The organism is Natronococcus roseus (assembly GCF_043677095.1).
Classification (GTDB): Archaea; Halobacteriota; Halobacteria; order Halobacteriales; family Natrialbaceae; genus Natronococcus; species Natronococcus roseus.
In genome coordinates this window covers 809318-835940 of sequence record NZ_JBHLJR010000001.1, presented here as the reverse complement: position 1 = coordinate 835940, position 26623 = coordinate 809318, and the positions used below count along the sequence as shown (strand labels likewise).

Genomic DNA, 26623 nt, shown 5'->3' with positions numbered 1-26623 from the left:
CGGCTCGGCCGCCGGAGAGCGCCCCGTTCGACGCAGACACGGTCTACGGCCGAAGGTCGAGCCTTCTCGCTCGCGCACAGGGCTTATCTGCCGCGCAGGGTTTGAGACCATATGAGTAAGCGGAGCGGATCCAGGATGGCGTTCTGGGACGATGCGGCCGAAGACGGGGCCCATCAGCGGTACCGGACGCTTCTTCACACGATCGGCGACGGGATCTTTCAGCTCGACGTCGAGGGCCGCTTCGTCGCGGTGAACGACGTTCTCGGCGAGTTAACGGGGTACGCGTACGACGACCTTCTGGGGGAGCAGATCGCCGAGGTCCTCGGCACCGACGGGTCGGCGATCGAGCGCGAAATAGAGCGACTCCGGAGGAACCCCGCCGAACAGAGCGCGCTCCTCGAGGTTCCCATCCGGACCGTCGACGAGACCCTGGTGCTCTGTGACGTTCGAGTAAACCCGTTCGGCGAGGACGAGTCCCTGCGGGGTGCCGTCGGGACCGTTCGTGAGATCGCCGGCCGAAACCGAACGGAGCTGGACTGGCGCCAACAGCACCGCGAGTTCGAGTACGAGGGAGAGAGCTACGAGATAACGCGGGATCTACAGGAGAGCGAGGAACGGCTGCGGCTCGCGCTCCAGGCCGGCGAGCTGGGCATGTGGGAGCTCGATCTCCAGACCCGGGAGTCGCCCGTCCGTTCGCCCCAGCACGATCGGATCTTCGGCTACGAGGATCCCCGCGAGGACTGGAGCTTCGAGACCTTTCTCGAGCACGTCCACCCGGACGATCGGGAGTTCGTCGAGCGTAGCTTCGAGGACGCCTTCGAGACGGGGACGTGGGAGTTCGACTGTCGAATCCTCCGAACCGACGGCGAGCGGCGGTGGATCGCGGCCCAGGGCGAGTTCTACTACGACACCGACGGCGAGCCGGTTCGTGCGATCGGGGTCGTAGAGGACGTCACCGAGCAAAAGGAGAACGCGAAGTACCTCGAGGACGCGAAATCGCGGCTCGAGGCCGCGACCGAAGCCGGCGCCGTCGGCACGTGGGAATGGCACGTCCCCGAGGATCGGATGATCGTCGGCGCGTCGTTCGCCGATCAGTTCGGGGTCGATCCCGACGCCGCCCGCGAGGGCGTTCCGCTCGAGAACTTCGTCTCCTCGATCCACGAGGCCGACCGCGACCGCGTCAGGGAGAAAATCGAGACCGCGGTCGAGACCTGTGGGGAGTACGAGGCGGAGTACCGCGTTCGAAACGCGGACGGCGAACTCCGATGGGTGGTCGCTCGCGGCCACGTCGAGTGCGACGAGGACGGGAACCCGCTGACGTTCCCCGGGACGCTCACCGATATCACCGAGCGAAAGCGAGCCGAGCTCGAGGCCGAAAGCCAATCCCGGCAGCTCGAGACGCTGTTTCAGGTCCTGCCCGTCGGCGCCGTCGTCGCCGACGGAGGCGGCTCGTTGCTCAAGGCTAACGACGTCGCCAAGGAGATCTGGGGCGGCGACGTGTTCGACGCGGAGTCCGTCGACGAGTACGACAAGTACTCGGCGGTGTGGACCGACACGGGCGAGTCCGTCGACCCCGAGGAGTGGACGATGGCCCAGGTGCTTCGTGGCGAATCAGTCATGGACCCCAACGTATACGAGATCAGTACGTTCGACGGCGATAGTCGGATTATCATGGAGCACGGCAAGCCGGTGAGAGACGCCGACGGCGACGTGATTCGAGCGATCGTGACGCTCACCGATATCACCGAGCGAAAAGAGTACGAGCGGAAGCTCAAAGAGTCGAACGAGCGCCTCGAGCAGTTCGCCTACGCGGCCTCCCACGACCTCCAGGAGCCGCTGCGAATGATCACAAGTTATCTCGAGTTGCTCGAGCGTCGGTACGGCGACGAACTCGACGAGGATGCCGAGGAGTTCATCGAGTTCGCCGTCGACGGCGCGGATCGGATGCGAGAGATGGTCGACGGGCTGCTCGAGTTCGCGCGCGTCGACACGAGAGGCGAGCCGTTCGAGCCCGTCGAACTGGACGGCGTGCTCGAGGAGACGCTCGATACCCTCCGGATGAAAATCGACGAGAGCGGAGCCGAAATCGCGGCGGAATCGCTTCCCCGCGTGCGGGGCGACGAAGCCCAACTTCGACAGCTCTTCCAGAACCTTCTGAGCAACGCGATCGAGTACTCCGGCGACGGGCCCCCGCGAGTCCGCGTCGAGGCCGAGCGCGCCGGCGAAACCTGGACGGTGGCGGTCCGCGACGAGGGGATCGGCATCGAGGTCGACGAGCAGGATCGTATCTTCGACGTGTTCGAACGGCTCCACGGTCACGAGGAACACCCCGGAACCGGGATCGGACTCGCGCTCTGCGAGCGGATCGTCGAGCGCCACGGCGGCGAGATCCGGGTGACGTCCGAACCCGGCGAGGGGACGACGTTTACGTTCACGCTTCCGGCGGCGTAAACCGCCTCGGGGCCGAGCGGTTCGAGACGCCTTCGGCGTCTCGTCATCGAGCGAAACCGTCGGTCTCGCGGACGTCGCCGAACAAAGCTCGATCAGGGGAGGCTTCGTCTTCCGGACGGCCTCGAGCCGCTCGACCTGCTCTTCTCCGTGGAGAACTGCGAGCAACACCTCCGGATCGGGGCCGCCGATCGGACGGCAAGGAACCCGATCGGCTCCGTTACGCGACCGTCGCGCTCCGCCCCGCGGCCTCGATCGCCTCGAGGAAGATCCCGATCCCGAGGTCGATCTCGCGCACGCTGGAGTCGAGCGGCGGAAGTAGTCTGATCGTCTTCTTCCCGCAGCCGAGGGTCAACAGTCCGCGGCGCAGGGATTCCTCGACGACCGCGCTCCGGCGCTCGGGGGTGTCGAACTCGACGGCGAGCATCAGACCCTTCCCGCGCACGTCGACGACGTGGTCGGGCGACTCGTCCCGGAGCAACTCCTTTGCCTGCTCGCCGCGCTCGGTGGCGTTCTCGAGCAGATCGTACTCGTCGATCGCCTCGAGGGTGAACGCGCCCATCATCGAACCGAGCAGGTCACCGCCGCCGAACGTCGAGCCCAGACGGTTCTTTTCGGACGGGAAGATCTCCGACCGGGAAACGGTCGCGCCGACGCGCAGCGCCTTCGCGGCAGAGATGACGTCGGGCTCGATCGGGTAGTGATCGGAAGCCCAGATCTTTCCGGTACGGCCGATCCCGGCCTGGATCTCGTCGACGATCAGCGGAATGTCGTACTCGTCGGTGACGTCGGCCACCTCCTGCATGAACGCCTCGCTGGGGAACCGGTAACCGCCGACGCCCTGGATCGGCTCGAGGGTCAGGAACGCGATCTCGTCGGGGTTGATGTGGCCGCCCTCGGGGGACAGCGAGTTCCGAAGCTGCGAGCCTTCGTTCGCGAAGAAGCCACAGTCGCAGCTGGCGGCGTCACAGCCACGATCGGCGCAGAACGGCACTGTCTCGATCCCGCTTATCTCGGGGTAGTGACGCGTGTAGACCTCCTTCGATTTGGTGATGGAGAGAGTCCCGAAGGTGCGCCCGTGGAAGCTGCCGGCGAAGGCGACGCCGTACTTCGCGGGCGCCCGGTGGTCGTGGGCGATCTTCATCGCGTTCTCCATCGACTCCGCGCCGGAGTTCGAGAGGAAGACCGTATCCATCCCGTACTGGCTCGAGACGTCGACCAGCTTCTCCATCAGGTGGCTCGAGCCCGGAACGTCTGACTTCTCGGGAGTCGGACCCGCGCCGAAGTACATGTCCTGGCCGGCGATCTTCATCGGTTCGACGAGGTCGAACTCCCGGAGCTTGTCAGTAATCTTTTCGTTGTTGTACCCGAGCGGCGCGGCGCCGATATGGCACGTGAAATCGAGCAAGACGTTGCCGTCGACGTCGGTGACGAACGGTCCGTCGGCCTCGCGGGTTACGTCCCAGACGAACTCGTGGGAGTACTCGCTGGGTGCCGCGTTCTCCCCGTGGAACTCGACCCACTCTTGGGCGTTGGGGCCGGGGAACGCGTCCACGTTCGGTTCGGCAGTGTCCCTATCCATACACAGATAATGTGTACGTCGTACATTAAATGTTGTTATAGATGGGGCGGGAGTCGAGAAATGAGAATCGAATCGGCACACCGAACGAAGGAGCGCAATCAATCGAAGAAACGGCTCGAGCGGCTCCGTCAGTCGTCGTCGCCCGGTTCCGCGGTCGTCGTCGGATCGTCCGATCGACGCTCCGTCGAGCCGACGATCACCGTCTCCTCCTGGAGCAACACGCGGCCGTTGGTGCCGCTCAGGTTTTTGATCAGCGACAGCATCGCGAGGAAACAGACGATCGCGAACGGCGCGCCGGTGATGACGACGGCCTGCTCGAGCGCGCCGGCGCCGCCCTCGCCGCCGAGGATCATCAGGATCGCGGCGGTCAGTCCGAGGACGACCCCCCAGAAGACCCGGTTGATCGTCGACGGGGACTCCTTGCCGCCCGTGGTCATCATCGAGACCGCGAGCGTCGAGGAGTCCGCCGACGTAATGAAGAACGTCGTCACGAGCACGAGGAACGCGACCATGAAGATCGCGCCGAGCGGGAGGGCGTCGAACAGGATGAACCCGGAGACCTCCGCTCCGACTTCACCCGCGATAACCTCGCTGAAGTCCGCACCACCGGTGTCCTGCAGGAAGACGGCGGTACCGCCGACGAACGTAAACCACGGAACCGTCGCGGCGGAGGTCGCGACGATCCCGGTGAAGGCGACCTCGCGAATCGTTCGGCCCTTCGAGATCCGGGCGATAAACAGTCCGGCGAAGGGGGACCACGAGAGCGCCCACGCCCAGTAGAAGACGGTCCAGCTCTCGACCCAGCCGGTGCCGCCGTCGCCGGCGCCGGTGTAGAGACTCATCGCGACGAAGTCGCTGATCATCCCGCCGATCGCCTGCGAGCCGAGCAACAGCAGGAACATCGACGGCCCGAGGATAAACGTCGCGAGCATAATCACAACGAACAGCCCCATGTTGAAGTTCGAGAGCCGGCGGATCCCCTTGTCGATCCCCAGCACCATCGAGATCGTAAACAGGATCGTCATCGTCGTCACGACGAGCAGGATGCCGGTGTCGCCGAAGCTCAGCCCCCACTGGTACTCGAGGCCGCTGACGAACTGGCTGCCGATGAACCCGAGCGAGGTCGCGACGCCGCCGATCGTCGCGAAGACGGCAAGGATGTCGACGACCTTGGCGACCGGTCCGTCGAGGTTCTCCTTCCCGATGATCGGCGTCAGCGCCGACGAGGCCCGCAGCGGGACCTTGTCGTAGTTGTACGCGAAGTAGCCGATCGCGATCCCCATGATCGTAAACACCGCGAGCTGGGGTAAGGCCCAGTGAAACAGCGTCTGCTGGATCGCGAGCGGAATCGCCTCACTGCTTCCGCCCTCGACTCCGAACAGCGGATTCGGATCGTCGTAGTAGAACAGCCCCTCGGTCGGTCCCCAGAACACGACGCCCGCGGCGAAGCCCGCCGAGTACAGCATCGCGAAAAACGAGAGGAAGCTGTACTCCGGATCCTGGTCACCGAGTTTGAGCTTCCCCCAGGGGCCGACGATCAGGTACAACAGGAAGACGACGATCAGGAACACGATCACCAGCAACGCCCAGCTCATGTAGCTGAGCATCTCCCCGTGAACGGTCTCGATTCCGCCGGCGACAAAGCTTCGATCGACGAAGAAGGCGACGATAACGCCGACCGTGAGCAACGCGCCGAAGACGAAGACGACCGGATCGAGCTCGTCGAGGAACCGACCGACCATCCCCCGCTCGCCGTTACTCACGAGATCTCACCTCCGGCTCTCGAGCCGAGTAGCCGGTTCGATCCGCGTCGATCCTCCCACCCGCTCGCCGTGCGCTGCGATGGCATACCGAACCAATTGCCAGTATCTTGCATAAACATTTCCTTTTCGTACCCACCATACACAGATTGCGTTTATTGAACGGATCCCGCACAAAGTCTCTCAACAGTATCTATAATCTAACACTCGTGCAGATTATATAGATATATCTTCATTCCTTCACGATATAACGTTTGATAATCAAATCTGTCGGCCAGAACCGTCTCTCGCCGAATTAACCGGTGTCCGAATTACAAATCGTCGTACTCACGAACTGTATTCGATTTCGCCCCGGCGTTCCCGTCCGAGCCGCGACCGAGACGGCGGCGCGCTAGTTCGTGAGTTCCTCGAGGTTCCGCTCGCGAGCCGCCGCGCTCTCCGCAGCGCGCTCGGCGAACTCATCGACGCGGTCCTTGATCTCCTCGCGGGTCGCCTCCGGGGAGAAGGAGTCGGACATCGTCAACAGTCGGACGAACGCCCGCAGCTCCTCGTCGGTGAGCTGGGCGAACTCCTCGTTCTCGAGCTTCTCGACGACCTCGTCGACGTCGATCTGCCCGACCGGTTCGACGCTGAACTCGACGTTGACCATTCGGTAGTTCGAGCCTGCGAGGCGCTGTTCGGCCTTGCCGACGCCCTCCGAGAGCATGTCCTTGAACGGCGTGTGGTACCCCATCGTGCCGAGGTGGAGGAAGGCGAGCATGTCCGTGATCCCTTGGGTGTAGGCGTCTCGGTCCTCGTCGTCGGGGTCGAACACCGTCTCCCGGTCGCGCTCCTCTAAGTACTCGAAGAGGATACTGAAGTCGAGCACCGCGTTCCGGACCCGGCGCCGGATCCGGTTTCGCTTCTGTTTTTTCGAGTGGTCGGTGTAGTCCGTCTTCCGGCCGAGCAAGAAGTCGCGGTCGGAGGGAGTGAGGATCCCGCGGGGTCGATCCGAGTCGGCCGCGGTTCGAAGCGACTGCGGGACGTCATCCTGGCTCATACTGGCTACTGGTGGAGCGCGCGAATTAACGTTTCTGATCGGGGCAACGTGACGACGATCGGACAGCTTCGACAGGCCGCGAGCGCGTCAGACCGGTCGGCGGGAGAGTTCGGTGATCGTCTCCGAGAGCACTCCTACGCCGATCTCGAGGCTCCGTTCGTCGACGTCGAACGTCGGCGTGTGGTGGTTGGTCGGGTGGTCGGTTCCGACGAGCAGATACGAGGCGAGCCCGCCGTGATCCTGAACGCGGTTCATCAGGTAGGTGACGTCCTCGCTGACGCCGAACTCCGTCGAGGGGACCACCCGTTCGACGCCCTCGACCTCCCTGGCGACCGATCCGATCAGGTCGCGCAAGGCGGGGTGGCTGTCGGCGCGGGGCGACTCGCTGATGACCCGCGGCGTGACGTCACAATCGTGCATCTCCGCGGCCGCGTACAGCACCCGCTCGAGTTCGGTGCGCATGTACTCCATCAGTCCCGTCGTCTCGCCGCGGACCTCCGCGTCGATCGTGATCTCCTCGGCGATGACGTTGCTCGCCGTCCCGCCCTCGATCCGACCGACGTTGACGCGGGTCTGGCCGTCGCTGTGGCGGGGTATCGCGTACGCGTTCTGGATCGCGGTCGCCGCGGCCTGCATCGCGTTCCCGCCCTCGTTGGGCGCCTTCCCCGCGTGGGCGCTCGCCCCCTCGAACGTCGCCGTCAGGTGGGCCATCGCCAGCGGTTTCTCGACGCCGGCAACGATCTCACCCGTCGGATGGTCGAGGCCGATGTGGAGCGCCAGCAGGTAGTCGACGTCCTCGAGGTAGCCCCCCTGGGCCATCGCCTTCCCGCCACCCGAGATCTCCTCGGCGGGCTGAAAGAAGACCTTCAGCGTCCCTTCAAAACTACTCCCCGCGATCGCCTCGATCGTTCCCAGCGCCATCGCGATGTGGGCGTCGTGACCGCAGGCGTGCATGTACCCCTCGTGTTCGGAGCGAAACCCCTCTGCAGCGGGTCGGTGCTCGGCCAAATCGGACTCGGCCATCGAGATCCCGTCCATGTCGACCCGCAGGCCGATCGTCGGCCCGTCGCCGCGCTCGAGGACGCCGACCACGCCGGTGTGGCCGTCCGCCGTTCGCTCGAGGACGTCCTCTCGAACACCCGCCTCGCGGGCACGCTCGAGCCAGGGCTCGAGTTCGCTCCCCTCGGGTACCGCCATCCGCTGGTCGGTCGAGAGCGCCTCGCGACCGACGGCGATCTCGTCGACCCCGAGCCGCTCGAGCTCCTCGACGATACGGGCCGTCGTCCGGAACTCGCGCCACCCCGGCTCCGGACACTGGTGGAACTCCCGCCTGAGTTCCGACAGCCTGCTTCGAACGTCGTACACCATCTGTCGTGGCGGTAAGAAGCCGGTACACTTAACGATAGTCAATACCGGGATTCGGTTCGAATCCGCTCAACCCGAAAACGAAGATCGAATCCGCTCCTACTGTGAGCCGAGGTAGGCGGTCGCATCCATCTCGACCCGGACGTCCTCGGGCAGCCGCGAGACCTCGACGCAGACCCTGGCGGGCGGCGTCTCGCCGAATTTCTCGCCGTAGGCCTCGTTGACTCGCTCGTAGTCCTCGAGATCGGTCAGGTAGACGGTGACCTTCACGACGTCCGCGAGGCCGTCGCCGCCGGCCTCGCTGACGACCGCAGCGATGTTCTCGAGCACGCGGTCGGTCTGGGCCTGAATATCGTCGTCGACGGCCTCGCCCGTGTCCGGGTCAACGGGACCGTAGCCCGAGACGTGGAGCGTATCCCCGGCACGGACACCCTGGGAGTAGGGGTTGTCGTTGCTCGGTGCGCCGTCGGTACTGATGGGTTCGGTGTCGGGCATCGTTCGGGTCGTCAGGCGGTCTGTTTGGTCTCGGCGGTCGCGTGTTCGATCGCGTCGGCGATGACCTCCATCGCTGTCTCCGCGAGCTCCTGGGTAAGCACGAGCGGCGGGAGCAGCCGGAGGACGTTGCCGTGGCGGCCGGCCGTCCAGACGAGCACGCCGTGTTCGAAGCAGTACTGCTGGATCTCGTCGACGAGGTCGTCGGCCGGTGCGCCGTCGCCGTCGACGAACTCGGCGCCGATGAACAGCCCCTGACCGCGGACGTCGCCGAGGTGGTCGTTCCCGTCGGCGACCTCGCGGAGTCGGCTGCGGATATGCTCGCCCAGCTCGCGGGCGTGAGCGAGCAGGTCGTGGTCCTGGATGTACTCGATGGCGCGGCTGCCGGCCCGCATCGCGACGACGTGGCCCCGGTAGGTGCCGGCGTGGTCGCCCGAGCCCCACGTGTCGAGATCCTCGTGGTACATCGTCGCCGACAGCGGGAAGCCCACGCCGCCGAGCGCCTTCGCCGAGGTCATCACGTCGGGCGTGACGTCGGCCCAGTCGTTGGCCCACCACTCGCCGGTGCGGCCGAACCCGCTCTGGATTTCGTCGAACATGAGCGTAACGTCGTTGTCGTCGGCGAGGTCACGGAGTCCCTGCAGGAAGCCCTCCGGAGGCGTGACGACGCCGCCCTCCCCCTGGATCGGCTCGACGAAAATCCCCGCGGGGTTCGCGAGTCCGCCGTAGGGATCCTCGAGGATCGCCTGGACCTCCTCGAGGGCGTGATCGACGGCCTCCTGTGGCGCTTTCCCCTGCTCGAACGGGTTGGGGTAGGGCGCGTGGACGACGTCGGACAGCAGCGGCGAGTAGTGTTCCTTGAACCCCTTGTTGCCGGTGAGGCTCATCGCGCCGGGCGTCGCGCCGTGGTAGGCCCCGCGGAACGCGATCAAACCGTCGCCGCCGGTGTTGTACTTCGCGAGCTTGATCGAGGCTTCGACGGCGTCGCTGCCGGTCGGACCGCCGAAGACGACCTTCTGGTTGCCCTGGAGTCCCGAGGGGGCGATCTCGTCGAGCTTCTCGATCAGCTCGAGTCGGGCCTCGGTCGGGAAGTCGACCGTGTGGACCAGCTTGTCGGCCTGCTCGTGGACGGCCTCGAGCACGTAGGGGTTCGCGTGGCCGACGTTGAGCACGCCGATGCCCGCGAACATGTCGATGTAGGTGTTACCGTCGACGTCGCGAACCGTCGCGCCCGAGCCCTCCTCGAACGCGACCGGGATGTCCTCGGGGTAGGCGACCGCGCTGCTGTCGATCTCGCGTTGCTTCTCGAGTAGCTCTCGCGAGCGCTGGCCGGGGACGCTGTCGACGTTTGGTGCCTCGTCGTAGTGGAGCTCGTCGATCGGTGGACTGCTCGTCATACGTAGGGCCAGGTGGAACAGTGATAAATAATTTGTCCACAGTAACTATAGAGGACGTACACAGAAATCGGTTCGAAAGCCGTCGGTCGGAGTGTGCAAACACCCACCGTTCGATAGGTAGTCACTACCGATGGGAAGCAGTGAGATAAACGGGCCGAAAGACGTCGGCGAACCGCCGCAGGAACGGGACGAGAGAAACTCTTCCGTGGACTCGAGGGGTTACCAGGGCTCGTCCTTCAGTCCGAGCTGGTAGGCGATCATGTTCGTCGTGACGTGCAGGATCGGCGTCAGCACGACGACGACGGCGATCACGCCCCACGTGAACACCTCGAAGAACCACTCGGTCGCGAGCAGCGCCGTCAGGGGCAACGAGACGACGACGAAGTCGAGCTGGTCCAGTCCGGGGAACATCGCGCCGCGCTCGCGCCCAGATCGACGTTTGAGAAACGAGGCCATAATGTCGCCGAGCATCGCCCCCGCGGCGAGGCCGACAGCCGCGAGCGGCGTAAACGCCGGGACGTCGATTCCGATCGCCGCGCTCACGTCGTCGGCAACGAGGGTCAGCGCACCTGCGAGGAGCACGCCCGCGAGGATCCCCGCGGCGGTTCCCCGCCAGGTCTTCCCGTCGCCGAGCACGCGCTTGTCGTCCCACGTCCGTCCGCCGTCGATCGGCCGACCGCCGCCGGCCAGCACCGCGGCGTTGTTCGGAACGTAGGCCGGCAACATCGCCCAGAAGGCGACGACGATCGTCTCGAGTACTGCCATGTTCGGCGGGACGAACCCGCAGGTCTTAATCGGGGGTGGTTCGTCCCCGATCTCTCGCGCCGTCGATAACATCAGTTCCATATGAGCTCGGTGACATAGCTCACACATGATGTTGCCAGTCGCGAGCCGGTTCGTCGCCGGGGAGGGACCAGCCGAGGCCCTCGAGCACGTTCGTCAGCTGAACGACCGAAACGTGAAAGCGATCGTGAACCTGCTGGGGGAACACTACGACGACCGCGAGGCCGCCGATGCCGACGCCCGGGAGTACCGCGAGCTCGTCGAGGACATCGCGCGGTCCGACCTCGAGGCGACGGTGTCGGTCAAACCCTCCCAGATCGGCCTCGATCTGGGCGAGGACGTCTTCCGGGAGAACCTCGAGGGGATCGTCGAGACGGCGGCCGAACGCGGCGTGTTCGTCTGGATCGACATGGAGGATCACACGACGACCGACGCGACCCTCGACGCCTACGAGGAGCTGGCTCGAGAGTACGGCGGAGGAATGGGCGTCTGCGTCCAGGCGAACCTCAAGCGCACCCGGAGGGACGTCGAGCGGCTCGCGGACGTCCCCGGAAAGGTTCGGTTCGTCAAGGGCGCCTACGACGAGCCGGTCGAGATCGCTTACAAGGGCAAAGAGGCCGTCAACCGGGAGTACGAGACCCTGCTCGAGTACGCCTTCGAACAGTTCGAGGACGGGATCGCGATCGGCAGCCACGATCCGGCGATGATCGACCGCGCGATCGAACTCCACGAGGAGCACGGCACCGACTTCGAGATCCAGATGCTGATGGGCGTCCGCGACGACGCCCAGGTCGAACTCGCCGAGGAGTACGAGGTCTACCAGTACGTCCCCTACGGCGACCGCTGGATGTCGTACTTCTACCGCCGGGCGATGGAACGCAAGGAGAACCTCTGGTTCGCGGTTCGAGCCGTCCTCGGCCGGTAAAGGAAAGGGCTCATTAGCCCCTAGTGTGAGGTGGCGTACATGGCTTCGTGGAAGCGGGATTTCGCAAGCGGGCTGATCGTCCTCGGCCCGATTCTCGTGACCCTCTACGTTATCTACTGGCTCTACGGCCTCATCGCGGGGTTGACTCCGGGCCTCATCCTCGACGAGGCCGCGCTCCGGCCGCTGATCCCCGGCGACGGCGCCCAGGCCCAGCAGACCCGCGAGGAGGTCGCCCAGTTCCTCCGGGTGATCGTCGCCCTAACCGTCCTGGTGATCCTGACGTTCTCCGTCGGCTACCTCATGCGAACGACCGTCGGCGGACTGGTCGAGCGGCTGGTCGACAACGTCGCCAACCGGGTCCCCGTGATCCGGGTCGTCTACAACGCCTCGAAGATGGCCGCCGAGACCGCCTTCGGCGAGCAGGACTCCCTGCAGAAACCGGTCAAGCTCGAGACCTGGGAGGGGCTTCGAATGACCGCGTTCAAAACCGGGAAAGTGACCGAGGACGGCCGCGAGGTGTTGTTCCTGCCGACGTCGCCGAACATCACGACCGGGTTCGTCATCGAGGTCGAGTCGAGCCGAATCACCGAACTCGACGAGGACGTCGAGGACGCCCTGACACGCGTGCTGAGCGCCGGCTTCGGCGATTCGAAGCGCAACCGAGACATGGCCGCCGGCGTCTCGATCGACGTCGTCGACGAGGCGACAACTGACGGCGGCGAGAGCGAACCCGACTCCGACCGGAGGCGGCTCGAGGACTGACCTCGAGGGGGAACCGGAATCCTCCTACTCGCCGCGCTTTCGACGGGGGAACCAGAACCTTTTGCATCGACAGCCCGCTCCGATCGACCATGCAACGACGTGCGGTTCTCGCCGGCGTCTCGAGTCTCGCCGCCCTCGCCGGCTGTCTCTCCGACGACGAGATCGACGAACGGGGCGAGATCGAGATCCTGATCGACGACGAACCGCTGAACCTCTCGGAGGATCGGTACCAGGCGGAACACGCTCAGAACCACTCGATCGACTTTCACCTTCACGAGACCAGCGACCAATGGTACATGGAGGGCGAGGAGTGTGTCACGTTCGCCGAAGGGATCGACCTGCTGCCGTACTTCTCGTTCGAAACGGACGACGGTGACCACGTCCTCGAGCACGACGGCGACACCTACGACGAGGCCGACGCCGACACCGAGGTGACGTTCCTGGTCGACGGCGAGTCCGTCGACCCGACGGAACACACGCTCGAGGACGGCGAGGAGATGATTCTCGAGGTGTCGACCAACGGATGAGGACCGAGCCGACGGTCGAGCCAAGAGCTGTTCGCCCGGATTGATGGTGATTCGGGCGCGAGTACGGGTATGCCAACCGTCGACGACGCGGCGAGGGTGGTCGACTCCGAGGTCGGCCGAGCCGAGATTCGGGAGTTCGTAACGATCCACGATTCCGCGATCGGCGACGGCTGCCGGCTCTACGAGCGAACGTCGATCAAGAAATCCCGGCTCGAGGGCGACGTCGACGTCAACGTGGGGACGTACGTCGAGAACGCCGAGATCGGACCCGGCGTACAGATCGGCCCGAACTGCAGCGTCGTCGGCGTCACCCACGAGCTACGCGAGGACGGGATGGCGTTTCGCAACGACGTCCTCGAGCGGATCGTGCTCGGCGCGGGCGCGTTCCTCGGCGCCGGCAGCGTCGTCGGCCCGGGACTCGAGATCGGCGAGGGAACGGTGGTAGCCGCGGGCGCGACCGTTACCGACGACGTCGGTCCTGAAACGGTCGTCCTCGGGTCGCCGCCGACACAGCGGATCGTACCCCTGACGGAGTGGCTGGAGCGCTGAGTCGAGAGTGGAAGGAACGGTCGCTCGAGCGGCGACCTAGCAAGGGGTAGCTAGACGTAGGTGAACCACTCGTCGTACTCGTCCGTGCGACGCTCGACGACCTCGAAGAACTTCGACTGGATGTCCTCGGTGACCGGACCGCGGTCGCCGTCGCCGATGACGACGTTGTCGACCTTTCGGATGGGGGTCACTTCCGCCGCCGAGCCCGTGAAGAACAGCTCGTCGGCGGTGTTGAGCTCGCCTCGCGAGATCGAGGCCCTGTCGTGGACGGTGTAGCCCAGATCCTCCGCGAGCGTGATCACGGTTCGACGGGTGATGCCGTCGAGGATCGACTCCGAGAGCCCGGGCGTGTAGATCTCGCCGTCCCGGACCATGAAGATGTTCTCGCCGGGCCCCTCGGCGACGTCGCCTTCCTTGTTCAGCACGATCGCTTCGGCGTACCCGTTGCGTCGAGCCTCCTCGCCGGCGAGCAGGCTGTTGACGTACAGTCCCGTCGTCTTCGCGTTCGTCGGGATCTGGCTCGAGGCGTGTTTCCGCCACGAGGAGACCATCACCTCGATCCCGTTCTCGAGGGCGTCCTCGCCGAGGTAGGCCCCCCACGGCCAGGCGGCGATCGCGATCCGCGTCGGGCAGTCACCCGGCCCCACGCCGAGGGTGTCGTAGCCGTAGAAGGCGATCGGGCGGATGTAACAGGAGGCGAGATCCTGGCGTTGAATGAGCTCGAGGGTCGCCTCGGTCAGCTCCTCGATATCGTGGTCGATCTCCATCTCGTAGGGTTTGGCGGACTGGTACAGCCGCTCGAGGTGCTCCTCCCAGCGGAAGATGGCGGGCCCCTCCTCGGTGTCGTAACAGCGCGCCCCCTCGAAGATCCCCGTGCCGTAGTGGAGTCCGTGTGTCAGGACGTGAATCTGCGCGTCGTCCCAGTCGACGAACTCACCGTCCATCCAGATCGTGTCGACGTCCATCTCGTCGAATCCCATGATCGTAGGTGTTGAAGACCACGATACTAAGTGTTCGCTATTCGGGAAGCCGAAAGAGAGTCCCCTCGAGCGATTAGTCGCGGTCGCGAACCCGGAGGGTTTCGACGGCGACTGCAACCGTTCCGACGACGGCGACCGCGACGGCGCCGAACTGGAGGAAGACGGCGAACGCCGAGTCGTCGCTCTCGCCGTCGTGATCATGGTCGTCCTCGTGGTCGTGGGCGTCGTCCCCGTGGTCGTGACTGTCGTCGCTGTCGTGATCGTGGTCGTCGTCTCCGTGGTCGTGGTCCCCGTGACCGTCGGGTGAGACGTCGATCACGTCGATCCACTCGCTCACGTACGAGCCCTCGGGCGCGCCGGTCACCCGCAGCTCCCAGCGGCCGTCGTCGGCGAGGGGCTGGACCGTGGCGTACGCGCCGTCGTCGGTCTCCTCGAGTTCGACCTCGGTTTCGGTCCCGTCCTCGCTGCTCGCGAGCAACCGAACGGCCTGGTCCGAACTCATCGGCTCGCCGTCGCCGTCGAGGAACGCGACCTCGAAGACGATCGGCTCGTCGGCCTCGAGGACGAAGTAGTCGTCCCCGTCGGCCTCCTCCGCGGCCGGGAACGCGCCGATCTCGAGGAGACCGTCGTCGTACTCGCGCTCGATCGTCGATTCGACGAGTTCGTCCCCCTCGGTGACGGCGGCCGTCGGCGCCGACGTGAGCAGCCCCGACAGCAGGAGGACGGCGACGAGGACGGCCAGCTCGAGTCGGATCGCTCGAACGATCGTCCGCAGTCGGCCGTCCTCCGAAGCGGAGCCACCGTCCGTGCTCGTCGGCCGCGAGGGGGCCGACGCATCGGCAGCGCCCGACGGCTCGAGCCGACCCAGAAGGACGAACCGCGTCGCACCGCCCAGTCCGAGAGCGAGCGCGATCAGCGCCAGCTTCGCCACGAGGGTCAGCCCGTACGTGGTGTCGGTGAGGCCGTCCGCTTCGGGAACGTGCCAGGAGGCGAGGACGAACCCCGTTGCCACGACGAGGGTGACACCGCCCAGTGCGAGGATCGAGAACCGCCGGATCGTGTCGGCGACGAGCGTGGTTCGGTCGCCGACTGCGGCCTCCCGGGCCGTCGGAACGACGGCGAGGGCGAGCACCGCCAGCCCACCGATCCAGAGCCCGGCACCGACGACGTGAACGAAGTCGACGATCGTCCCCTGAAGCCGATCGATCGCCGTCGCCGAGTGGCTCGTCCAGGCGACCGTTCCCGCGAGGGCGAGCGCTCCGACGAACGTGGCGACGAGCGCGGGCCGACGGGCACCGCCTCGGCTCCGCCGGACGACGACCGCGGTGACGAGCGCCGCCACGGCGAGCTGTGCGAGCCAGGCCTGCCCGAGCGGCGTCTCGACGAACTGCGAGACGGTGTCGACAGAGAGCGGGCCCAGGTTCGTGCTCCGGGCGAGCCCGAGTACGAGTGCGCTCGCGAGGGAGAGGAGCGCGGCGCCGACGAGCAGTCGGCCGATTCGTCGGTCGAGGGGGGCCCGCCGATCGCCGGTGGCTCGAGCGAAAACGGGTCCGGCAGCGACGGCGGCCGTCGCCGGAATCCCGACCAGGCCGACGATTCCGACGAGCAACAGCCCCTTCGAGCCCGCTTCGATCGGCGAGATCGACTCGTCGGTCTCGTCCTCCTCGTGTGACTCGAGCACCGCGTCGCGGTCGAGCGGTTCGTCGCCGACGGCGAAGAAGAACGAGCCCGACGTGGTGTGGCCGTCGTCGGCCAGCACCTCCCAGTCGACGCTGTACATACCGTCCTCGCCGTCGGCATCGTCTATCGGGACGCGGACGATCTGGGTATCGTCGGGATCGATCTCGGGCTCCCCGCTGACGACCTCACCGTCCGGATCCTCGACGGAGATATCGGCGTTGACGACGCCGTCGCCCGAGAAGGTCAGCGTAACTTCGTCGGGTACGTCGTCGACCTGCTCGCCGTTCGCCGGATCCGTCTCGCTGAGGTAGGCGTGGGCGGCGACCGGGGTCGCGACGAGGGCGGTCGCGAGGCCCGCAACGACGAGACACGCCAGTACCGCCGCGAGGAGCGATTTTTGCGTTCGCGAGCCGCGGCCGACGAGCGACGAGTCCGAGAGCATCGGTTAACGGAGCGCTCCGGTGTAGCCGGTACCCGAGTCGCCGACGTACTGGACCGTGTCGACCCCCTCCTCGACCTCGACGTGGTCGACGAGCTCCTGTGCGTCTATGTCGACGATCGCGACGATTCCGTCGGCGTCCGCGGGGCTGACGAAGTAGTCGCCGCCGGCGACGCCGGTTCGGTGGAGGAACGGCGCATCATCGGGGCGAACGATATCGCCGATCTCGAGGGTCTCGACGATCTCGCCGGCCTCGACGTCGATAACCGACGCCTCGTCGGTCTGGGTGTGTGCGGTGTAGGCGTACAGCGTCCCGTCCTCGCTCTCGTGGTACCGGAGCGCGTCTGGCCCCTCGTCGACCTCGACGACCGCGAGCTCCTCGCTGTCCTCGCTGGTCGCGTCGAGAAACCGAATGCTGTCGCCGTCGAGAGCGCCCAGGACCTCCTCGTCCGGGGAGAGATACATCCCGCCCGAGAAGTCGAGGTACTCGACGACCTCGTCGCTCTCGGTGTCGACGACGGCGGTCTCGTCGCCGTGTTCGAAGTACGCCAGTCCGGTCTCGGGGGCGTAGGCCTTGTAGTGGGTCCCCTCCTCCTCGTTCTCGAGTTCGATGTAGTCGGTTCGCTCGTACGCCTCGAGGTCGATGATCAGCGCCGCGGGGTCGTTGACGTTCGTCGCGTAGCCCATCGACCCCAGGTCCTCGTGGTAGAGCAGTTTGCCGTGGCCCTCCTCCTCGAGGCCGGAGTCGACGATCTCGGTCACCTCGTGGGAGTCGGTGTCGATGACGTAGAACGTCCCCTCCTCGTCGCTGTGAGCCCACATCTCGTCGTCGTTGGGATGGTACATGTGGGTCCCGTCCGGCCCGATGTCGACCTCGTCGACGATCTCGTGGGCCGCGGTGTCGATGACGAGTACCTGGGAGGGTGACTCCCTAATGACGTAGATCTCGTCGTAGTCGGCCGTGATGCGGGGATCACCCCACGCTTCGTCCTCAAGCCCGTCGGTGATCTCGTCGACGACCTCGCCGTTCTCGGGATCGATGACCGCGATCGTGTTCGGCGCGAAGGCATAGATCAGCCCCTCGCCGTCGGTCTCCGACTCCTCGTCGTCGCCGTTGTGATCGTGGTCGTCGCCGTCGTCAGCGGTGTCATCGCCGTTGGCAGCGTCGTCGTCGCCATCCTCACCGGCACAGCCCGCGATGCTGACGACGAGTCCGCTTCCAGCTACCTGTACGAAACGCCGTCGCTTGACCGAACGGTCCATACTCGATTCTACTCCCGATCGACTACGTTCCTTCTGGTGCGATCGTCGAAATTAGGGTACGACTCTCGAAATTACCAGTCACAGGAGGGAGATGCACCTCTCGTCCCCGAGTGATCGAGACCGGGCGGTCGACGCTCGGCGCTACCTCGAGCCCGGCCCGCCCTCGAGCAGGTCGTCGACGAGGCGGGTGAACCGGTCCAGCAGGCGGTCCGGAACCGTCGGTTCGACCGTCGACAGCAACTCCGCGGTGCGTTCGCGGTTCGCGATCCGGAGGACGACACGGTTGCGCTCGTCGTAGGTCTTCTCGACGACCCCCTGTTCAACGAGTCGCTCGAGGTGGTACTCGAGCGTGCTCCGGGCGATCCCGAGCGCGTCGGCGACCCCACTCGGTCCCGTCGGCTCGTGTTCGATCAGGTGAACGACGATCTCACGGGCAGTTTCACGCCGGAACAGCGCCAGCATCGCCCGTTCGCGTTCGTCGTACTCCGGCGGGTAGTAGTGCGTTCGACCGTAGAACTCCCCGCGAACGAGTTCGCCGTCGTCGATCAATCGGCGGACGTGATACTGGATCTGGCCCGGTGCGAACGACGACTCCCTGACGAGTTCATTGAAGTGGATCCCGGCGTTGGCGTGGACGTGCGCTCTGATCTGTCGTCTCGTCTCTGTCATTGTGAGTAGAGCGGACGGCGACGGTGTCGACTCTCGCTTCGTCGTCCGCGGTTCGTACCGGCGCTCCGTTCCGGACGACTATAACCCTGTTTTTTGATCGAAGCACATAGGTAGCTCTCCGCTCGACGTCTACCAACGGAGATGCAGCACACGAACCCGTTCAACGTCGAGTGGGTGGACCCCCAGTTGACGCCCGTCCTGCTCGCCATTATCGTACTCGCGGTCGTCGGAACGGCGGTGCTGTTCTGTATCGGAGTCGTCGCCTACTCCCGGCGGCGGTCGACGCGGTATCTGCTGGTTACGATCGCGCTCGGACTACTCGTCACCCGCTCGATCGTCGGACTGGGGACCGTCTTCGGGCTCGTTCCGATGACGGTCCACCACCTGGTCGAGCACGGGGTCGACGTCTCGATCGCCGTGCTCATCCTTTATGCGGTGTATCGAAGCGGTCCCGGAGCCGACCGGTCCCGGTTCGAAACCGACGGCGACTGACGACCGAAATCAGGCCAGCCGCTCGAGAACGTCCCGGCCCTCGAGGTAGACGTAGTCGTGGCGGTCGGCGTAGGCGCGGGCGTCGGCGGGGGTGAGCGCCTCGCCGGTCTGGTCGTCTAGCATCTCGCAGACGACGACCGCGGGCGGGAGGTCGGCAGCGCCGGCGAGGGCGAGGCCGAGTTCGGTGTGACCCTCTCGCTGGGCGAGCAGGTCGGGAGCCGCTTTCAGCAGGTGGACGTGACCGGGGACGCGGAACTCGGTTGCGAACTCCGTCGCGGACGGTTCGGCCGCGGCCTCGCCCAGGGTTCGGATCGTCAGCGAACGGTCGGCGTCGGTGATCCCGGTGTAGGTGTCGCGGTGGTTGACTGTCAGCGAGAACGACGAGCGCTCGTCGTAGCCGAGTTCGTGGTCGGCCGCGGCGGGGTGATCGATCTCCTCGGTGTAGAAGGGGAGGTCGAACGCCTCCGCGACCTCGTGAGCGAGCGCGACACAGACCAGCCCGCCGGCGTCGTTTCGCATGTGGGCGACGGCGTCGGGCGTGACCGCGTCCGCGTGGTAGATGATATCCGTCTCGCCCTCGCGGTCGGCCGCGTCGTGGACGAGCACCGGCTCGCCCGCCCGCAGCGACTCGAGGGCGCGCTCGAACGCCGTCGGTGCCTGCGAACCCGCGCCGGCGTTCGCGCTGGCGTGGCGCCCGGTCATCGGCGATCACCCACAGTGACCGTCACGCGATCCCCGTCCTCGAGCGCCAGCGTTTCGCGGAGCTTCTCGGGGGCGATGACCTCGAGCTGGTCCTCGTCGTGGTGGGTTCGTTCGGGCGCGATGATGTGCGCCTCTTCGTAGCGCCCGCCGTCGGCGCTCTCGACGGTCGCAGGGTGACAGACCGCGGGACCGTAGGTCCGGTCCTCGTCCTCCCAGCCGTCGATCGACACCGGCTCGAGGGAGGCCATCGCGCTCCGGCGACGGACGCTGTCCTCCCGAAGGTCGACGTTCAGGGTGCCGGGAAACGGCTCGTACCCCAGGCGCTCGGCGAACTGGCGTTTGTACCCCGACAGCGAGATGTAGTGGCGACCCTCGCCCATCCCGCTGGTGACGGTGCCCTCGAGTTCGACCTCCGGATCGGCCTCGAAGATGCGACGGTAGTCCTCGTACTCGGCGTGGAGGGCGCGTTCGCCCGCGTCGGTCACCGCGACCCACTGGCCATCGCTGACGGTGTCTCGCTCGAGCAGGTCGGACGCTTCGAGGCGCTGGAGGCGGCGCGAGGCCGTCTGATTCGACGCCTCGAGTCGGTCCGCGAGGCGGGAACAGGAGATCTTGACGTCACCCTCGAGCCCGCCCTCGAGCGCGAGCAGCTTGAGAACGGCGAGTTCGTCGTGGCCGACAGCGGACTCGGCTGACACTGACATACCTAGGAAATTCGCGGGGGCACTCAAAAGCGTATCGAATGTGGTATGCGTAACAGAACTGTGATGCCGTTCGCGACGGTTCATCCGATCTCGGTCCGGTGGCCGCAAAAGCCCACCGGTAGCGGTCACCCGAGCGCGGCCGCGATCCGTTCCTCGACGCTCGCGACGCGATCCGCGTCGAACGTGACGAACCCCTCCCAGACGCGAGCGTCGGTCTCGAAACAGACCAGCGCCGCCCCGTTTCCGGGGCTTGACGGCCGGTAGACGACGAACCAGGAGTTGCGGTAGACCCGATCGGAACCGGCGTGGACCGTCGCCTCGAGATCCGCGGTCGTTCCGTCGGCGACGCCGTAGACGTGAACGTCAACGTCGGTGTCGGCGAGCCGCGAGTACACTTCGCGAGTACCGTGTTCGTCGTCGAGCCGCGACAGCCCCTGGAATGCGCTTCGAAGCGTCCCCTCGCCGTCTTCCCAGGCGAACTGTTCGATATACCGCGAAAGGACGATCAACAGCAGCTTCTCGTTGTCCGCGAGGGGATATCCCCGCAGCCGGAGCCGGCTGTCGGAGAGCCCTGCCAACACGTCCGGCAGGTCGATCTCGCCGAGCCCCCGGCTGCCGGTCACGAACAGATCGGAGTTGACCGCGAGAACCGACTCGTACAGTTCCTCGAGCGGGGACGTCGCGACCGGAACCCCGTCCGCAAGCAGGACGGCCGTCCCCGCTTCGGTCGCGAACCCCGTCGCGTCGGCGTCGACCGGATCGGACGCGACGTCGATCGGACCGCCGGCGAGAGAGTCGACGAGCAGCGTCTCGAAGGGGTCCGAGCCGTCGCCGACGACGGTAATGGTGTAGTCGACATCGTCGACCTCGTCGATGAGCGAGCGAACGACCATACACGTGTCAGTACTCAAACCTGGTCCGTAAACGTTCTCGCCGTTTCGACCGTCCTCGCAGGAAAGCCCGCGCGATCAATCCCCCGTGACGGGGTCGCGCGCCCAGAACTCGCTTCCCTGCTCGAGTTTGGGCACCCACGTTTCCTCGTCCTTCGCGAGCAGCGTCACGCGCGAGGGTGGAACGCCCCGTAGTTCGGTGAACTCGGGCATGTACTCCCGTACCCGCTCGGTGAAGTCGACGACCTCCTCGTGGTCGGGCATCGACGAGCGATCGAGCCGCCCCTGGGAGTGGCCGACGTGCATGTACGCCTTCAGTTCGATGAAATCGGGGTCGGCCTGCTGGTAGAAGCCGGCGTACCAGTCCGGGTGGTGCATGTTCTCGCCCTTGACCAGCGTCGTCCGCAGGACGGTCCGCGTTTCGTCCTTTTCGCGGAGGACGTCCATCGTCTCGAGCAGCCGATTCCAGGCGTCGTCCTCGACGGGCTTGACCACCTGGTCGAAGGTGTGGCGCTCGGCGGCGTCGACGCTGACGTACAGCTGGGTCGGATCGCACTCCCGGAGCACCTCGGGACGGGTGCCGTTCGAGACGAGGAAGGTGGTGATATCCCGGTCGTGAAAGGCCTCGAGCAGTTCCGGCAGGTAGGGGTACAGCGTCGGCTCGCCGTCCAGCGAGATGGCGACGTGACGGGGTTCCATCGCCTCCTCGAACACCTCGCGGGGGACGTCGTCGTTGCCGCCAAAGCCCGACAGCAGCTTCTTCTGGAGGCGGATCGAGGCGTCGACGACCGCCTCGGGGTCGTCCCACTCGACGTCGCCGAGTTCGTAGGCGTGACCCCGGTGGTCGCGCCAGCAGAAGACGCAGCGCTCGTTACACTTGACGACCGGCGTCATCTGAATGCAACGGTGGGACTGGATGCCGTAGAAGACGTTCTTGTAACACCGTCCCTCACCCCGGAGGGCGTTCGCCGTCCAGCCGCAGGTCTGGGCCGCGGTGTGGTTCTCGCTGTGGTAGTTCGGGCTCGAGACCTGGGCGGGAGTGTCGTCGGCTCCTCCGTCGTCAGCCTCGGGCGTCCCCGACCCGGTTGCGGGATCCGCGGAGTCGCTCATGTTGAACCCTCCTTGCTCGGGCGCGGGCAAAAGCCGTGTGGTGTCGGTTCGCTCGCTCGAGGCCCAGCACGCCGTCGCCGACTCGACGAGCGAGGCGGCGAGTAACGCTACTTCTGGTGGGGCAACGTCCCGGGCTCGACCGGTTCGTCCTCGCCCTCGTCGTCCTCGTTGACGATCTCCCGTTCGAACGTGTAGAGCACGATGCCGGTGTTTGCGGTCATGATCACGCCCGTCATCGGCGCCGGGGCGAACAGGTACAGTCCCACCCCGAGCAGGAACGGGACCGCCGCGATCGCGGCCCACAGCCGCGGCCGGGAGATCTCCTGGCCGATCGCGTCCCGGTGAACGAGCGCGAAGATCGCGGCCGTCGCGCTGAGACCGAAGGCCCCGACTGCGACGTCGAATCCGTCCATACCCGAGAGTCGGGGCGGTCGATAGAAAAGCGTTCTGCGACCGCTCGCTCGAGCGGATCGCCCGGCCGTGCGAGCAGATTCCCACGGTCCGGGCTCCGGCAGAACTATCTTGTCGGTTCGGACTGACGCCTCGCACACAGATGGGCGATCAGATAGACGATCCCGACGAACTGCCGTCGACGGCGGGCGAGTTCGCAGACGACTACCCCGAGGTCTGGGAGGCGTACTCCGACCTCGGCGAGGCGTGCTCCGAGGCCGGCCCGATCGACGACGAGACGAAGCGGCTCGTCAAACTTGCGCTCGCGATCGGCGCCGGGTCCGAGGGTGCCGTCCACTCCCACGTCCGGCGCGGGCTCGACGAGGACATCGACCCCGAAGCGCTCAAACAGGTCGCGGCGCTCTCGATCCCGACGCTCGGATTCCCGCAGGCGATGGCCGCGATCAGCTGGATCGAGGATCTCACTGACGAAGACGAGGCCTGACGTAACGGACGACCGTTTTCCGCGTTCTCGTTCTTTCGCGACCGTACTCGAGGAAGCTGTGGGTAAAGAGATATGTGTTCAGCGTTTGCACGTTCGCTCGAGAACGGATCGAATGCTCGACGGCTGGCTCGGCGACGGCGGGCGAATCGCTCGGATCGAGTGGCGACGACACGAGCGCGAGTTCGGACGCTCGAGGGGCCGTCGGATCGGGCTGGTCCTGACCTACTGTGCGGTCGCCGTCGTCCTCGGTTCGGGTGCGTGGATCGTGGGCCGCGAGCTGGCTGTAACGGAGACGGCACCCACCGCCGTCGGGTCGCTCGCGGCGACGCTCGCGTTCGGCTGGATCGTCGTCCGCAGCGCCTCGCTGACCCACAGACGTTTCGAGGGACTGTCTCCCGACGCGTTGCTGACCGCAGTTCACGTGCGGAGCGCCGTCCTCGGGCTGGTATCGTTCGTGTTCGCTCGAGTCGGCGTCGCGATCGCGCTTCCGACCGTCGGCGTCGCCTCGGGGCTCGCGCTCGGTGCTGGAACACCGGCTCTCGCCCTCTCCGCCGCCACCGCGATCGCAGCGCTCGCCGTGCTGGCCGTCGCGGTCGGCGTTGCGGGCAGGCTCGCGGGCTCGCTCGTCGGTCGCCGACTGGCGCGGGGCGGCCTGTACCGGAACCTACTCGTCCTGTTCGGCTGGATGCCGCTCGTGGCGCTCTGGTTCCTTCTCCGGGAGCTGTCGGTGTCAGCTACTGAGCTGGGAGCGTGGCTCGAGTGGCTGCCGCTGGCGCTGCTGGTCGACCTCGCGTTTCTGGGGGCCGGTGGGACTGCCGAGGTCGAACCGCTTCGCGCGCTGGCCGCGGTCGGCGCCGTCGCGGTCGTCGTTCCGGCGTTGCTGGGACTGACGACCACCGTCGTCAGGCGTCTCTGGGTGACCCAACCCGTCGGTTCGACGCGCTCGCCGACCTCGTCTCGATCGCACTCGCGCTCGCTGGCCAGCGGCGGCCGACTGGAACGTCTACTAGGTGACTTCGTTTCGCAACCGACGCTCACCGTCGCCCGGGAGCGGTTGCTCGCGGAGCGACGCGCTCCTCGAGGACTGCTGTCGACGGGGTACGTCCTCCTGTTCGTGGCCCTGGTCGGGCTGCCGGTGTTCGGCGCCCTGCTCGGTGCGCCCGGGTTCCTGCTGGTGGTGTTCGGCCTCGGCGTAGCCGCGGGGATCGTCTTCACCGCCGAGGCAATCGGCAGTGCCTATCGGGTTCTCCCGATGCTGCTCACGACGGTCCGAGGACGGCAGTTCGTCGGGGGACTGGTTCTCGCGAGCCTCCTGCTCGGCGTTCCGCTCGTCGTTCTCGTGGTCGTTCCGCTCGGGATCGTCAGCGACGCGAGTCTCGTCGAGACGTTCGGACTCGCGCTCACCGGGATCGCGCTCTGTGCGTGTACCGCGACGGTCAACGCTGCGGTCGAGCTGGACGTCGACCGCGCTGATCTCGTGGCCGTCCCCGGCTTCTTCACCGACGGACCGGTGTACTCGGAACCGGGCTGGGGAGCGTTTTCGGGACTGGCGAAAACCTTTGGGATCGTCTCGCTCGTCGCGCTCCCGGCGTTTCTCGGGAACGCCCGGTGGGTCTACGAGCGGGTGTCCGCCCTCGGCGTTCCGACCCTGGCCGTCCGCCTCGGCGCACTGTGCTGTACGATCGTCCTCGCGGTCGGCGTCTCGAGGCTCGCGTTTCGAGTCGCGGTCGAACGCTACCGCGACTACCGACTCGAGTAACTATGACACGGCAATCGAACGATGACACCTCCGACGATCCGAGCGACGATCCGAACGGCGAACCTGCCATCGTCGCGAACGCCCTCACGAAGCGCTACGGCGACACGATCGCCGTCGACGACCTCACGCTCGAGGTCGACCCCGGTTCGATCTACGGCTTTCTCGGCCCGAACGGCGCTGGCAAGACGACGACGATTCGACTGCTAACCGCGCTGGCGACCCCGACGAGCGGTTCCGGGACCGTCGCGGGCGTCCCGATCTCGGATCGCAAGTCGCTGGTCGACCGCATCGGCTACCTCCCCGAGTCGCCGCCGATCGCCGAACAGCTCACGGCCCGCGAGCAACTCGAGTACTACGGCGGGCTCTGCGGAATGAGCCTCGACGAGTTCGAGGGTCGGCTGGACGAACTGCTCGAGCGACTCGAGCTCGCCGAGGACGCCGACGACCGGATCGTCACGTACTCGAAGGGAATGCGCCAGAAGACGGGGCTCATCCAGGCGATCCTCTCCGACCCCGACGTGGTCTTCCTGGACGAGCCGACCTCCGGGCTGGACCCGCGGGCCGTGCGTACGGTTCGAGAGCTGCTGACGGGGCTGGCGGCGAACGGGACGACCGTCTTCCTCTCGACGCACGTCCTCCCCGTCGTCGAACGGATCGCGACCGACGTCGGGATCTGCTACGAGGGACGGCTCGTCGAGTCGGGGGCGCCCGAGGAGCTCCTCGGGCGACTGGAGTCCGGGGCGGACTCGACGCTCGAGGACGTCTTTCTCGAGGTGACGACCGAAACCGAGTGAACAGGGAGATCCAGCGTCGGCGTCGCTCGAGCGAGTTACTCGCGTGTATCGACGCGCTCGAGCGAGCGAAAGAGGACGACGACGGCGGCGAGCGCGACGCCCATCGTCAGCAGCGCGGAGAGGACCTGTCGTTCGTAGCCGCTGACTCGAGTCGTCGTCCAGAGGAGGAGTCCGGTCGCGAGGACCAATCCCAATCCGACGATTCGTGTTCGAACCATAGTGGCCGTCTGTCCCGTACGGGCAAGTTGTTATGTTACTAATGGGTGGTTGGTAGCACGGTTTCGTTATTCAGTGTGAGGTATGAAACTCGCGGTACGTGTAGCGAACTTTTTTTACCGAGGGCATCGGCTGACGCCGAGGCGTCAGCCTCAACCCCCGGCAAAAAACTTCGATGAAAAAAGGCCGACGGCTCGCCCACGGGGCTCGCCGTCGGTGAAACGCCTCGCTTCGCTCGGCGTATTCCTCTCCGTTCCATACGCACATGTCGTTACCGAACCCTCCGATCCTGTTTTGAGGATCGTTTGAACGCTGAAACCAGACTCCAACCGCCTGTCACCGGGACGCCCGAGCCGCGCTCTTGGACCGCGAGTAGGCGAGCCGAACCCTTTTGCGTTCGC

26 protein-coding genes are annotated in these 26623 nt (G+C 66.1%); 9 read left to right on the top strand and 17 right to left on the bottom strand.

What is annotated here, in order from left to right:
• The first annotated feature begins 111 nt into the window (after positions 1-111).
• A complete protein-coding gene (locus ACFEMD_RS04300; protein ID WP_394739669.1) occupies positions 112-2451 on the top strand; it encodes a PAS domain S-box protein in 2340 nt (779 codons plus the stop codon).
• A 217-nt stretch (positions 2452-2668) separates the two neighbouring features.
• Here the strand turns inward: ACFEMD_RS04300 and ACFEMD_RS04295 are convergent, their stop codons facing one another.
• The 7 genes from ACFEMD_RS04295 to ACFEMD_RS04265 form a co-directional block, all read right to left on the bottom strand.
• Positions 2669-4030 carry an aminotransferase class III-fold pyridoxal phosphate-dependent enzyme gene (locus ACFEMD_RS04295; RefSeq protein ID WP_394739668.1) on the bottom strand — a complete coding sequence of 454 codons (1362 nt, stop codon included), beginning with the start codon at positions 4028-4030 and terminating at the stop codon, positions 2669-2671.
• Positions 4031-4158: 128 nt separating this feature from the next.
• Complete coding sequence (locus ACFEMD_RS04290; protein WP_394739774.1) at positions 4159-5772, bottom strand: BCCT family transporter; 1614 nt, start codon at positions 5770-5772, stop codon at positions 4159-4161.
• A 409-nt stretch (positions 5773-6181) separates the two neighbouring features.
• The gene (locus ACFEMD_RS04285; protein WP_394739667.1) at positions 6182-6829 is read right to left on the bottom strand and encodes a hypothetical protein; all 648 of its coding nucleotides are present in this window, start codon (positions 6827-6829) and stop codon (positions 6182-6184) included.
• An 87-nt stretch (positions 6830-6916) separates the two neighbouring features.
• Positions 6917-8197, bottom strand: a complete 1281-nt coding sequence (locus tag ACFEMD_RS04280) for an amidohydrolase (protein WP_394739666.1) — start codon at positions 8195-8197, stop codon at positions 6917-6919.
• A 96-nt stretch (positions 8198-8293) separates the two neighbouring features.
• A complete protein-coding gene (locus ACFEMD_RS04275; protein ID WP_394739665.1) occupies positions 8294-8689 on the bottom strand; it encodes a Rid family detoxifying hydrolase in 396 nt (131 codons plus the stop codon).
• 11 nt (positions 8690-8700) lie between these two features.
• A complete protein-coding gene (locus tag ACFEMD_RS04270; RefSeq protein WP_394739664.1) occupies positions 8701-10083 on the bottom strand; it encodes an aspartate aminotransferase family protein in 1383 nt (460 codons plus the stop codon).
• Between the two features lie 219 nt (positions 10084-10302).
• Positions 10303-10848 (bottom strand): CDP-2,3-bis-(O-geranylgeranyl)-sn-glycerol synthase, encoded by a 546-nt coding sequence (locus tag ACFEMD_RS04265; RefSeq protein WP_005559961.1) that lies wholly within the window; start codon positions 10846-10848, stop codon positions 10303-10305.
• A gap of 106 nt (positions 10849-10954) precedes the next feature.
• Here ACFEMD_RS04265 and ACFEMD_RS04260 point away from each other — a divergent pair, with 106 nt between their 5' ends.
• From ACFEMD_RS04260 to ACFEMD_RS04245, 4 genes are all read left to right on the top strand, one after another.
• Positions 10955-11791 carry a proline dehydrogenase family protein gene (locus ACFEMD_RS04260; protein ID WP_394739663.1) on the top strand — a complete coding sequence of 279 codons (837 nt, stop codon included), beginning with the start codon at positions 10955-10957 and terminating at the stop codon, positions 11789-11791.
• Positions 11792-11830: 39 nt separating this feature from the next.
• Positions 11831-12553 (top strand): DUF502 domain-containing protein, encoded by a 723-nt coding sequence (locus ACFEMD_RS04255; RefSeq protein WP_394739662.1) that lies wholly within the window; start codon positions 11831-11833, stop codon positions 12551-12553.
• Positions 12554-12642: 89 nt separating this feature from the next.
• Entirely contained in the window at positions 12643-13080 is a 438-nt protein-coding gene (locus ACFEMD_RS04250; RefSeq protein WP_394739661.1) for a hypothetical protein, read from the top strand.
• Between the two features lie 69 nt (positions 13081-13149).
• Positions 13150-13629: an acyltransferase gene (locus ACFEMD_RS04245; RefSeq protein WP_394739660.1), complete on the top strand. Its 480-nt coding sequence runs from the start codon at positions 13150-13152 to the stop codon at positions 13627-13629.
• Between the two features lie 50 nt (positions 13630-13679).
• Here ACFEMD_RS04245 and ACFEMD_RS04240 read toward each other — a convergent pair whose 3' ends face one another.
• From ACFEMD_RS04240 to ACFEMD_RS04225, 4 genes are all read right to left on the bottom strand, one after another.
• Positions 13680-14609 carry a branched-chain amino acid transaminase gene (locus tag ACFEMD_RS04240; RefSeq protein WP_394739659.1) on the bottom strand — a complete coding sequence of 310 codons (930 nt, stop codon included), beginning with the start codon at positions 14607-14609 and terminating at the stop codon, positions 13680-13682.
• A 73-nt stretch (positions 14610-14682) separates the two neighbouring features.
• Positions 14683-16731, bottom strand: coding sequence for a copper resistance CopC/CopD family protein (locus tag ACFEMD_RS04235; RefSeq protein ID WP_394739658.1), 2049 nt, complete (start codon positions 16729-16731; stop codon positions 14683-14685).
• A gap of 3 nt (positions 16732-16734) precedes the next feature.
• Complete coding sequence (locus tag ACFEMD_RS04230) at positions 16735-17991, bottom strand: YncE family protein (RefSeq protein WP_394739656.1); 1257 nt, start codon at positions 17989-17991, stop codon at positions 16735-16737.
• Between the two features lie 141 nt (positions 17992-18132).
• Complete coding sequence (locus ACFEMD_RS04225; RefSeq protein WP_394739655.1) at positions 18133-18660, bottom strand: winged helix-turn-helix transcriptional regulator; 528 nt, start codon at positions 18658-18660, stop codon at positions 18133-18135.
• Positions 18661-18801: 141 nt separating this feature from the next.
• Between ACFEMD_RS04225 and ACFEMD_RS04220 the strand changes: the two genes are divergently transcribed.
• A complete protein-coding gene (locus ACFEMD_RS04220; RefSeq protein ID WP_394739654.1) occupies positions 18802-19152 on the top strand; it encodes a DUF7471 family protein in 351 nt (116 codons plus the stop codon).
• Between the two features lie 9 nt (positions 19153-19161).
• Here the strand turns inward: ACFEMD_RS04220 and ribB are convergent, their stop codons facing one another.
• The 5 genes from ribB to ACFEMD_RS04195 form a co-directional block, all read right to left on the bottom strand.
• The gene (ribB, locus tag ACFEMD_RS04215) at positions 19162-19854 is read right to left on the bottom strand and encodes a 3,4-dihydroxy-2-butanone-4-phosphate synthase (RefSeq protein ID WP_394739653.1); all 693 of its coding nucleotides are present in this window, start codon (positions 19852-19854) and stop codon (positions 19162-19164) included.
• Positions 19851-20558 carry a DUF120 domain-containing protein gene (locus ACFEMD_RS04210; protein ID WP_394739651.1) on the bottom strand — a complete coding sequence of 236 codons (708 nt, stop codon included), beginning with the start codon at positions 20556-20558 and terminating at the stop codon, positions 19851-19853. The genes ribB and ACFEMD_RS04210 overlap by 4 nt, the downstream gene beginning before the upstream one ends.
• Before the next feature lie 125 nt (positions 20559-20683).
• Positions 20684-21451 carry a DICT sensory domain-containing protein gene (locus ACFEMD_RS04205; RefSeq protein ID WP_394739650.1) on the bottom strand — a complete coding sequence of 256 codons (768 nt, stop codon included), beginning with the start codon at positions 21449-21451 and terminating at the stop codon, positions 20684-20686.
• Positions 21452-21526: 75 nt separating this feature from the next.
• Positions 21527-22558 carry a 4-demethylwyosine synthase TYW1 gene (gene twy1, locus ACFEMD_RS04200; protein ID WP_394739649.1) on the bottom strand — a complete coding sequence of 344 codons (1032 nt, stop codon included), beginning with the start codon at positions 22556-22558 and terminating at the stop codon, positions 21527-21529.
• Between the two features lie 107 nt (positions 22559-22665).
• Positions 22666-22971, bottom strand: a complete 306-nt coding sequence (locus tag ACFEMD_RS04195) for a hypothetical protein (protein WP_394739647.1) — start codon at positions 22969-22971, stop codon at positions 22666-22668.
• A gap of 140 nt (positions 22972-23111) precedes the next feature.
• Here ACFEMD_RS04195 and ACFEMD_RS04190 point away from each other — a divergent pair, with 140 nt between their 5' ends.
• The 3 genes from ACFEMD_RS04190 to ACFEMD_RS04180 all read left to right on the top strand — a co-directional run bounded on the left by ACFEMD_RS04190 (position 23112) and on the right by ACFEMD_RS04180 (position 26006).
• Positions 23112-23453, top strand: a complete 342-nt coding sequence (locus ACFEMD_RS04190; protein WP_394739646.1) for a carboxymuconolactone decarboxylase family protein — start codon at positions 23112-23114, stop codon at positions 23451-23453.
• 112 nt (positions 23454-23565) lie between these two features.
• Entirely contained in the window at positions 23566-25212 is a 1647-nt protein-coding gene (locus ACFEMD_RS04185; protein WP_394739645.1) for a hypothetical protein, read from the top strand.
• A gap of 2 nt (positions 25213-25214) precedes the next feature.
• Positions 25215-26006, top strand: a complete 792-nt coding sequence (locus tag ACFEMD_RS04180) for an ABC transporter ATP-binding protein (protein ID WP_394739643.1) — start codon at positions 25215-25217, stop codon at positions 26004-26006.
• 35 nt (positions 26007-26041) lie between these two features.
• Here ACFEMD_RS04180 and ACFEMD_RS04175 read toward each other — a convergent pair whose 3' ends face one another.
• Positions 26042-26224 carry a hypothetical protein gene (locus ACFEMD_RS04175; protein WP_394739642.1) on the bottom strand — a complete coding sequence of 61 codons (183 nt, stop codon included), beginning with the start codon at positions 26222-26224 and terminating at the stop codon, positions 26042-26044.
• Positions 26225-26623: the final 399 nt, after the last annotated feature.

Bases quoted from the DNA above. Each gene is read 5' to 3' on its own strand.
- ACFEMD_RS04185 (WP_394739645.1), top strand. From the start codon at position 23,566: ATGCTCGACGGCTGGCTCGGCGACGGCGGGCGAATCGCTCGGATCGAG.
- ACFEMD_RS04240 (WP_394739659.1), bottom strand. From the start codon at position 14,609: ATGGGATTCGACGAGATGGACGTCGACACGATCTGGATGGACGGTGAG.
- ACFEMD_RS04220 (WP_394739654.1), top strand. From the start codon at position 18,802: ATGCAGCACACGAACCCGTTCAACGTCGAGTGGGTGGACCCCCAGTTG.
- ACFEMD_RS04225 (WP_394739655.1), bottom strand. From the start codon at position 18,660: ATGACAGAGACGAGACGACAGATCAGAGCGCACGTCCACGCCAACGCC.
- ACFEMD_RS04275 (WP_394739665.1), bottom strand. From the start codon at position 8,689: ATGCCCGACACCGAACCCATCAGTACCGACGGCGCACCGAGCAACGAC.
- ACFEMD_RS04195 (WP_394739647.1), bottom strand. From the start codon at position 22,971: ATGGACGGATTCGACGTCGCAGTCGGGGCCTTCGGTCTCAGCGCGACG.
- ACFEMD_RS04265 (WP_005559961.1), bottom strand. From the start codon at position 10,848: ATGGCAGTACTCGAGACGATCGTCGTCGCCTTCTGGGCGATGTTGCCG.
- twy1 (WP_394739649.1), bottom strand. From the start codon at position 22,558: ATGAGCGACTCCGCGGATCCCGCAACCGGGTCGGGGACGCCCGAGGCT.
- ACFEMD_RS04270 (WP_394739664.1), bottom strand. From the start codon at position 10,083: ATGACGAGCAGTCCACCGATCGACGAGCTCCACTACGACGAGGCACCA.
- ACFEMD_RS04245 (WP_394739660.1), top strand. From the start codon at position 13,150: ATGCCAACCGTCGACGACGCGGCGAGGGTGGTCGACTCCGAGGTCGGC.
- ACFEMD_RS04210 (WP_394739651.1), bottom strand. From the start codon at position 20,558: ATGTCAGTGTCAGCCGAGTCCGCTGTCGGCCACGACGAACTCGCCGTT.
- ACFEMD_RS04255 (WP_394739662.1), top strand. From the start codon at position 11,831: ATGGCTTCGTGGAAGCGGGATTTCGCAAGCGGGCTGATCGTCCTCGGC.
- ACFEMD_RS04280 (WP_394739666.1), bottom strand. From the start codon at position 8,197: ATGGTGTACGACGTTCGAAGCAGGCTGTCGGAACTCAGGCGGGAGTTC.
- ACFEMD_RS04230 (WP_394739656.1), bottom strand. From the start codon at position 17,991: ATGGACCGTTCGGTCAAGCGACGGCGTTTCGTACAGGTAGCTGGAAGC.
- ACFEMD_RS04235 (WP_394739658.1), bottom strand. From the start codon at position 16,731: ATGCTCTCGGACTCGTCGCTCGTCGGCCGCGGCTCGCGAACGCAAAAA.
- ACFEMD_RS04190 (WP_394739646.1), top strand. From the start codon at position 23,112: ATGGGCGATCAGATAGACGATCCCGACGAACTGCCGTCGACGGCGGGC.
- ACFEMD_RS04250 (WP_394739661.1), top strand. From the start codon at position 12,643: ATGCAACGACGTGCGGTTCTCGCCGGCGTCTCGAGTCTCGCCGCCCTC.
- ACFEMD_RS04175 (WP_394739642.1), bottom strand. From the start codon at position 26,224: ATGGTTCGAACACGAATCGTCGGATTGGGATTGGTCCTCGCGACCGGA.
- ACFEMD_RS04180 (WP_394739643.1), top strand. From the start codon at position 25,215: ATGACACGGCAATCGAACGATGACACCTCCGACGATCCGAGCGACGAT.
- ACFEMD_RS04260 (WP_394739663.1), top strand. From the start codon at position 10,955: ATGATGTTGCCAGTCGCGAGCCGGTTCGTCGCCGGGGAGGGACCAGCC.
- ACFEMD_RS04295 (WP_394739668.1), bottom strand. From the start codon at position 4,030: ATGGATAGGGACACTGCCGAACCGAACGTGGACGCGTTCCCCGGCCCC.
- ACFEMD_RS04300 (WP_394739669.1), top strand. From the start codon at position 112: ATGAGTAAGCGGAGCGGATCCAGGATGGCGTTCTGGGACGATGCGGCC.
- ribB (WP_394739653.1), bottom strand. From the start codon at position 19,854: ATGACCGGGCGCCACGCCAGCGCGAACGCCGGCGCGGGTTCGCAGGCA.
- ACFEMD_RS04290 (WP_394739774.1), bottom strand. From the start codon at position 5,772: ATGGTCGGTCGGTTCCTCGACGAGCTCGATCCGGTCGTCTTCGTCTTC.
- ACFEMD_RS04205 (WP_394739650.1), bottom strand. From the start codon at position 21,451: ATGGTCGTTCGCTCGCTCATCGACGAGGTCGACGATGTCGACTACACC.
- ACFEMD_RS04285 (WP_394739667.1), bottom strand. From the start codon at position 6,829: ATGAGCCAGGATGACGTCCCGCAGTCGCTTCGAACCGCGGCCGACTCG.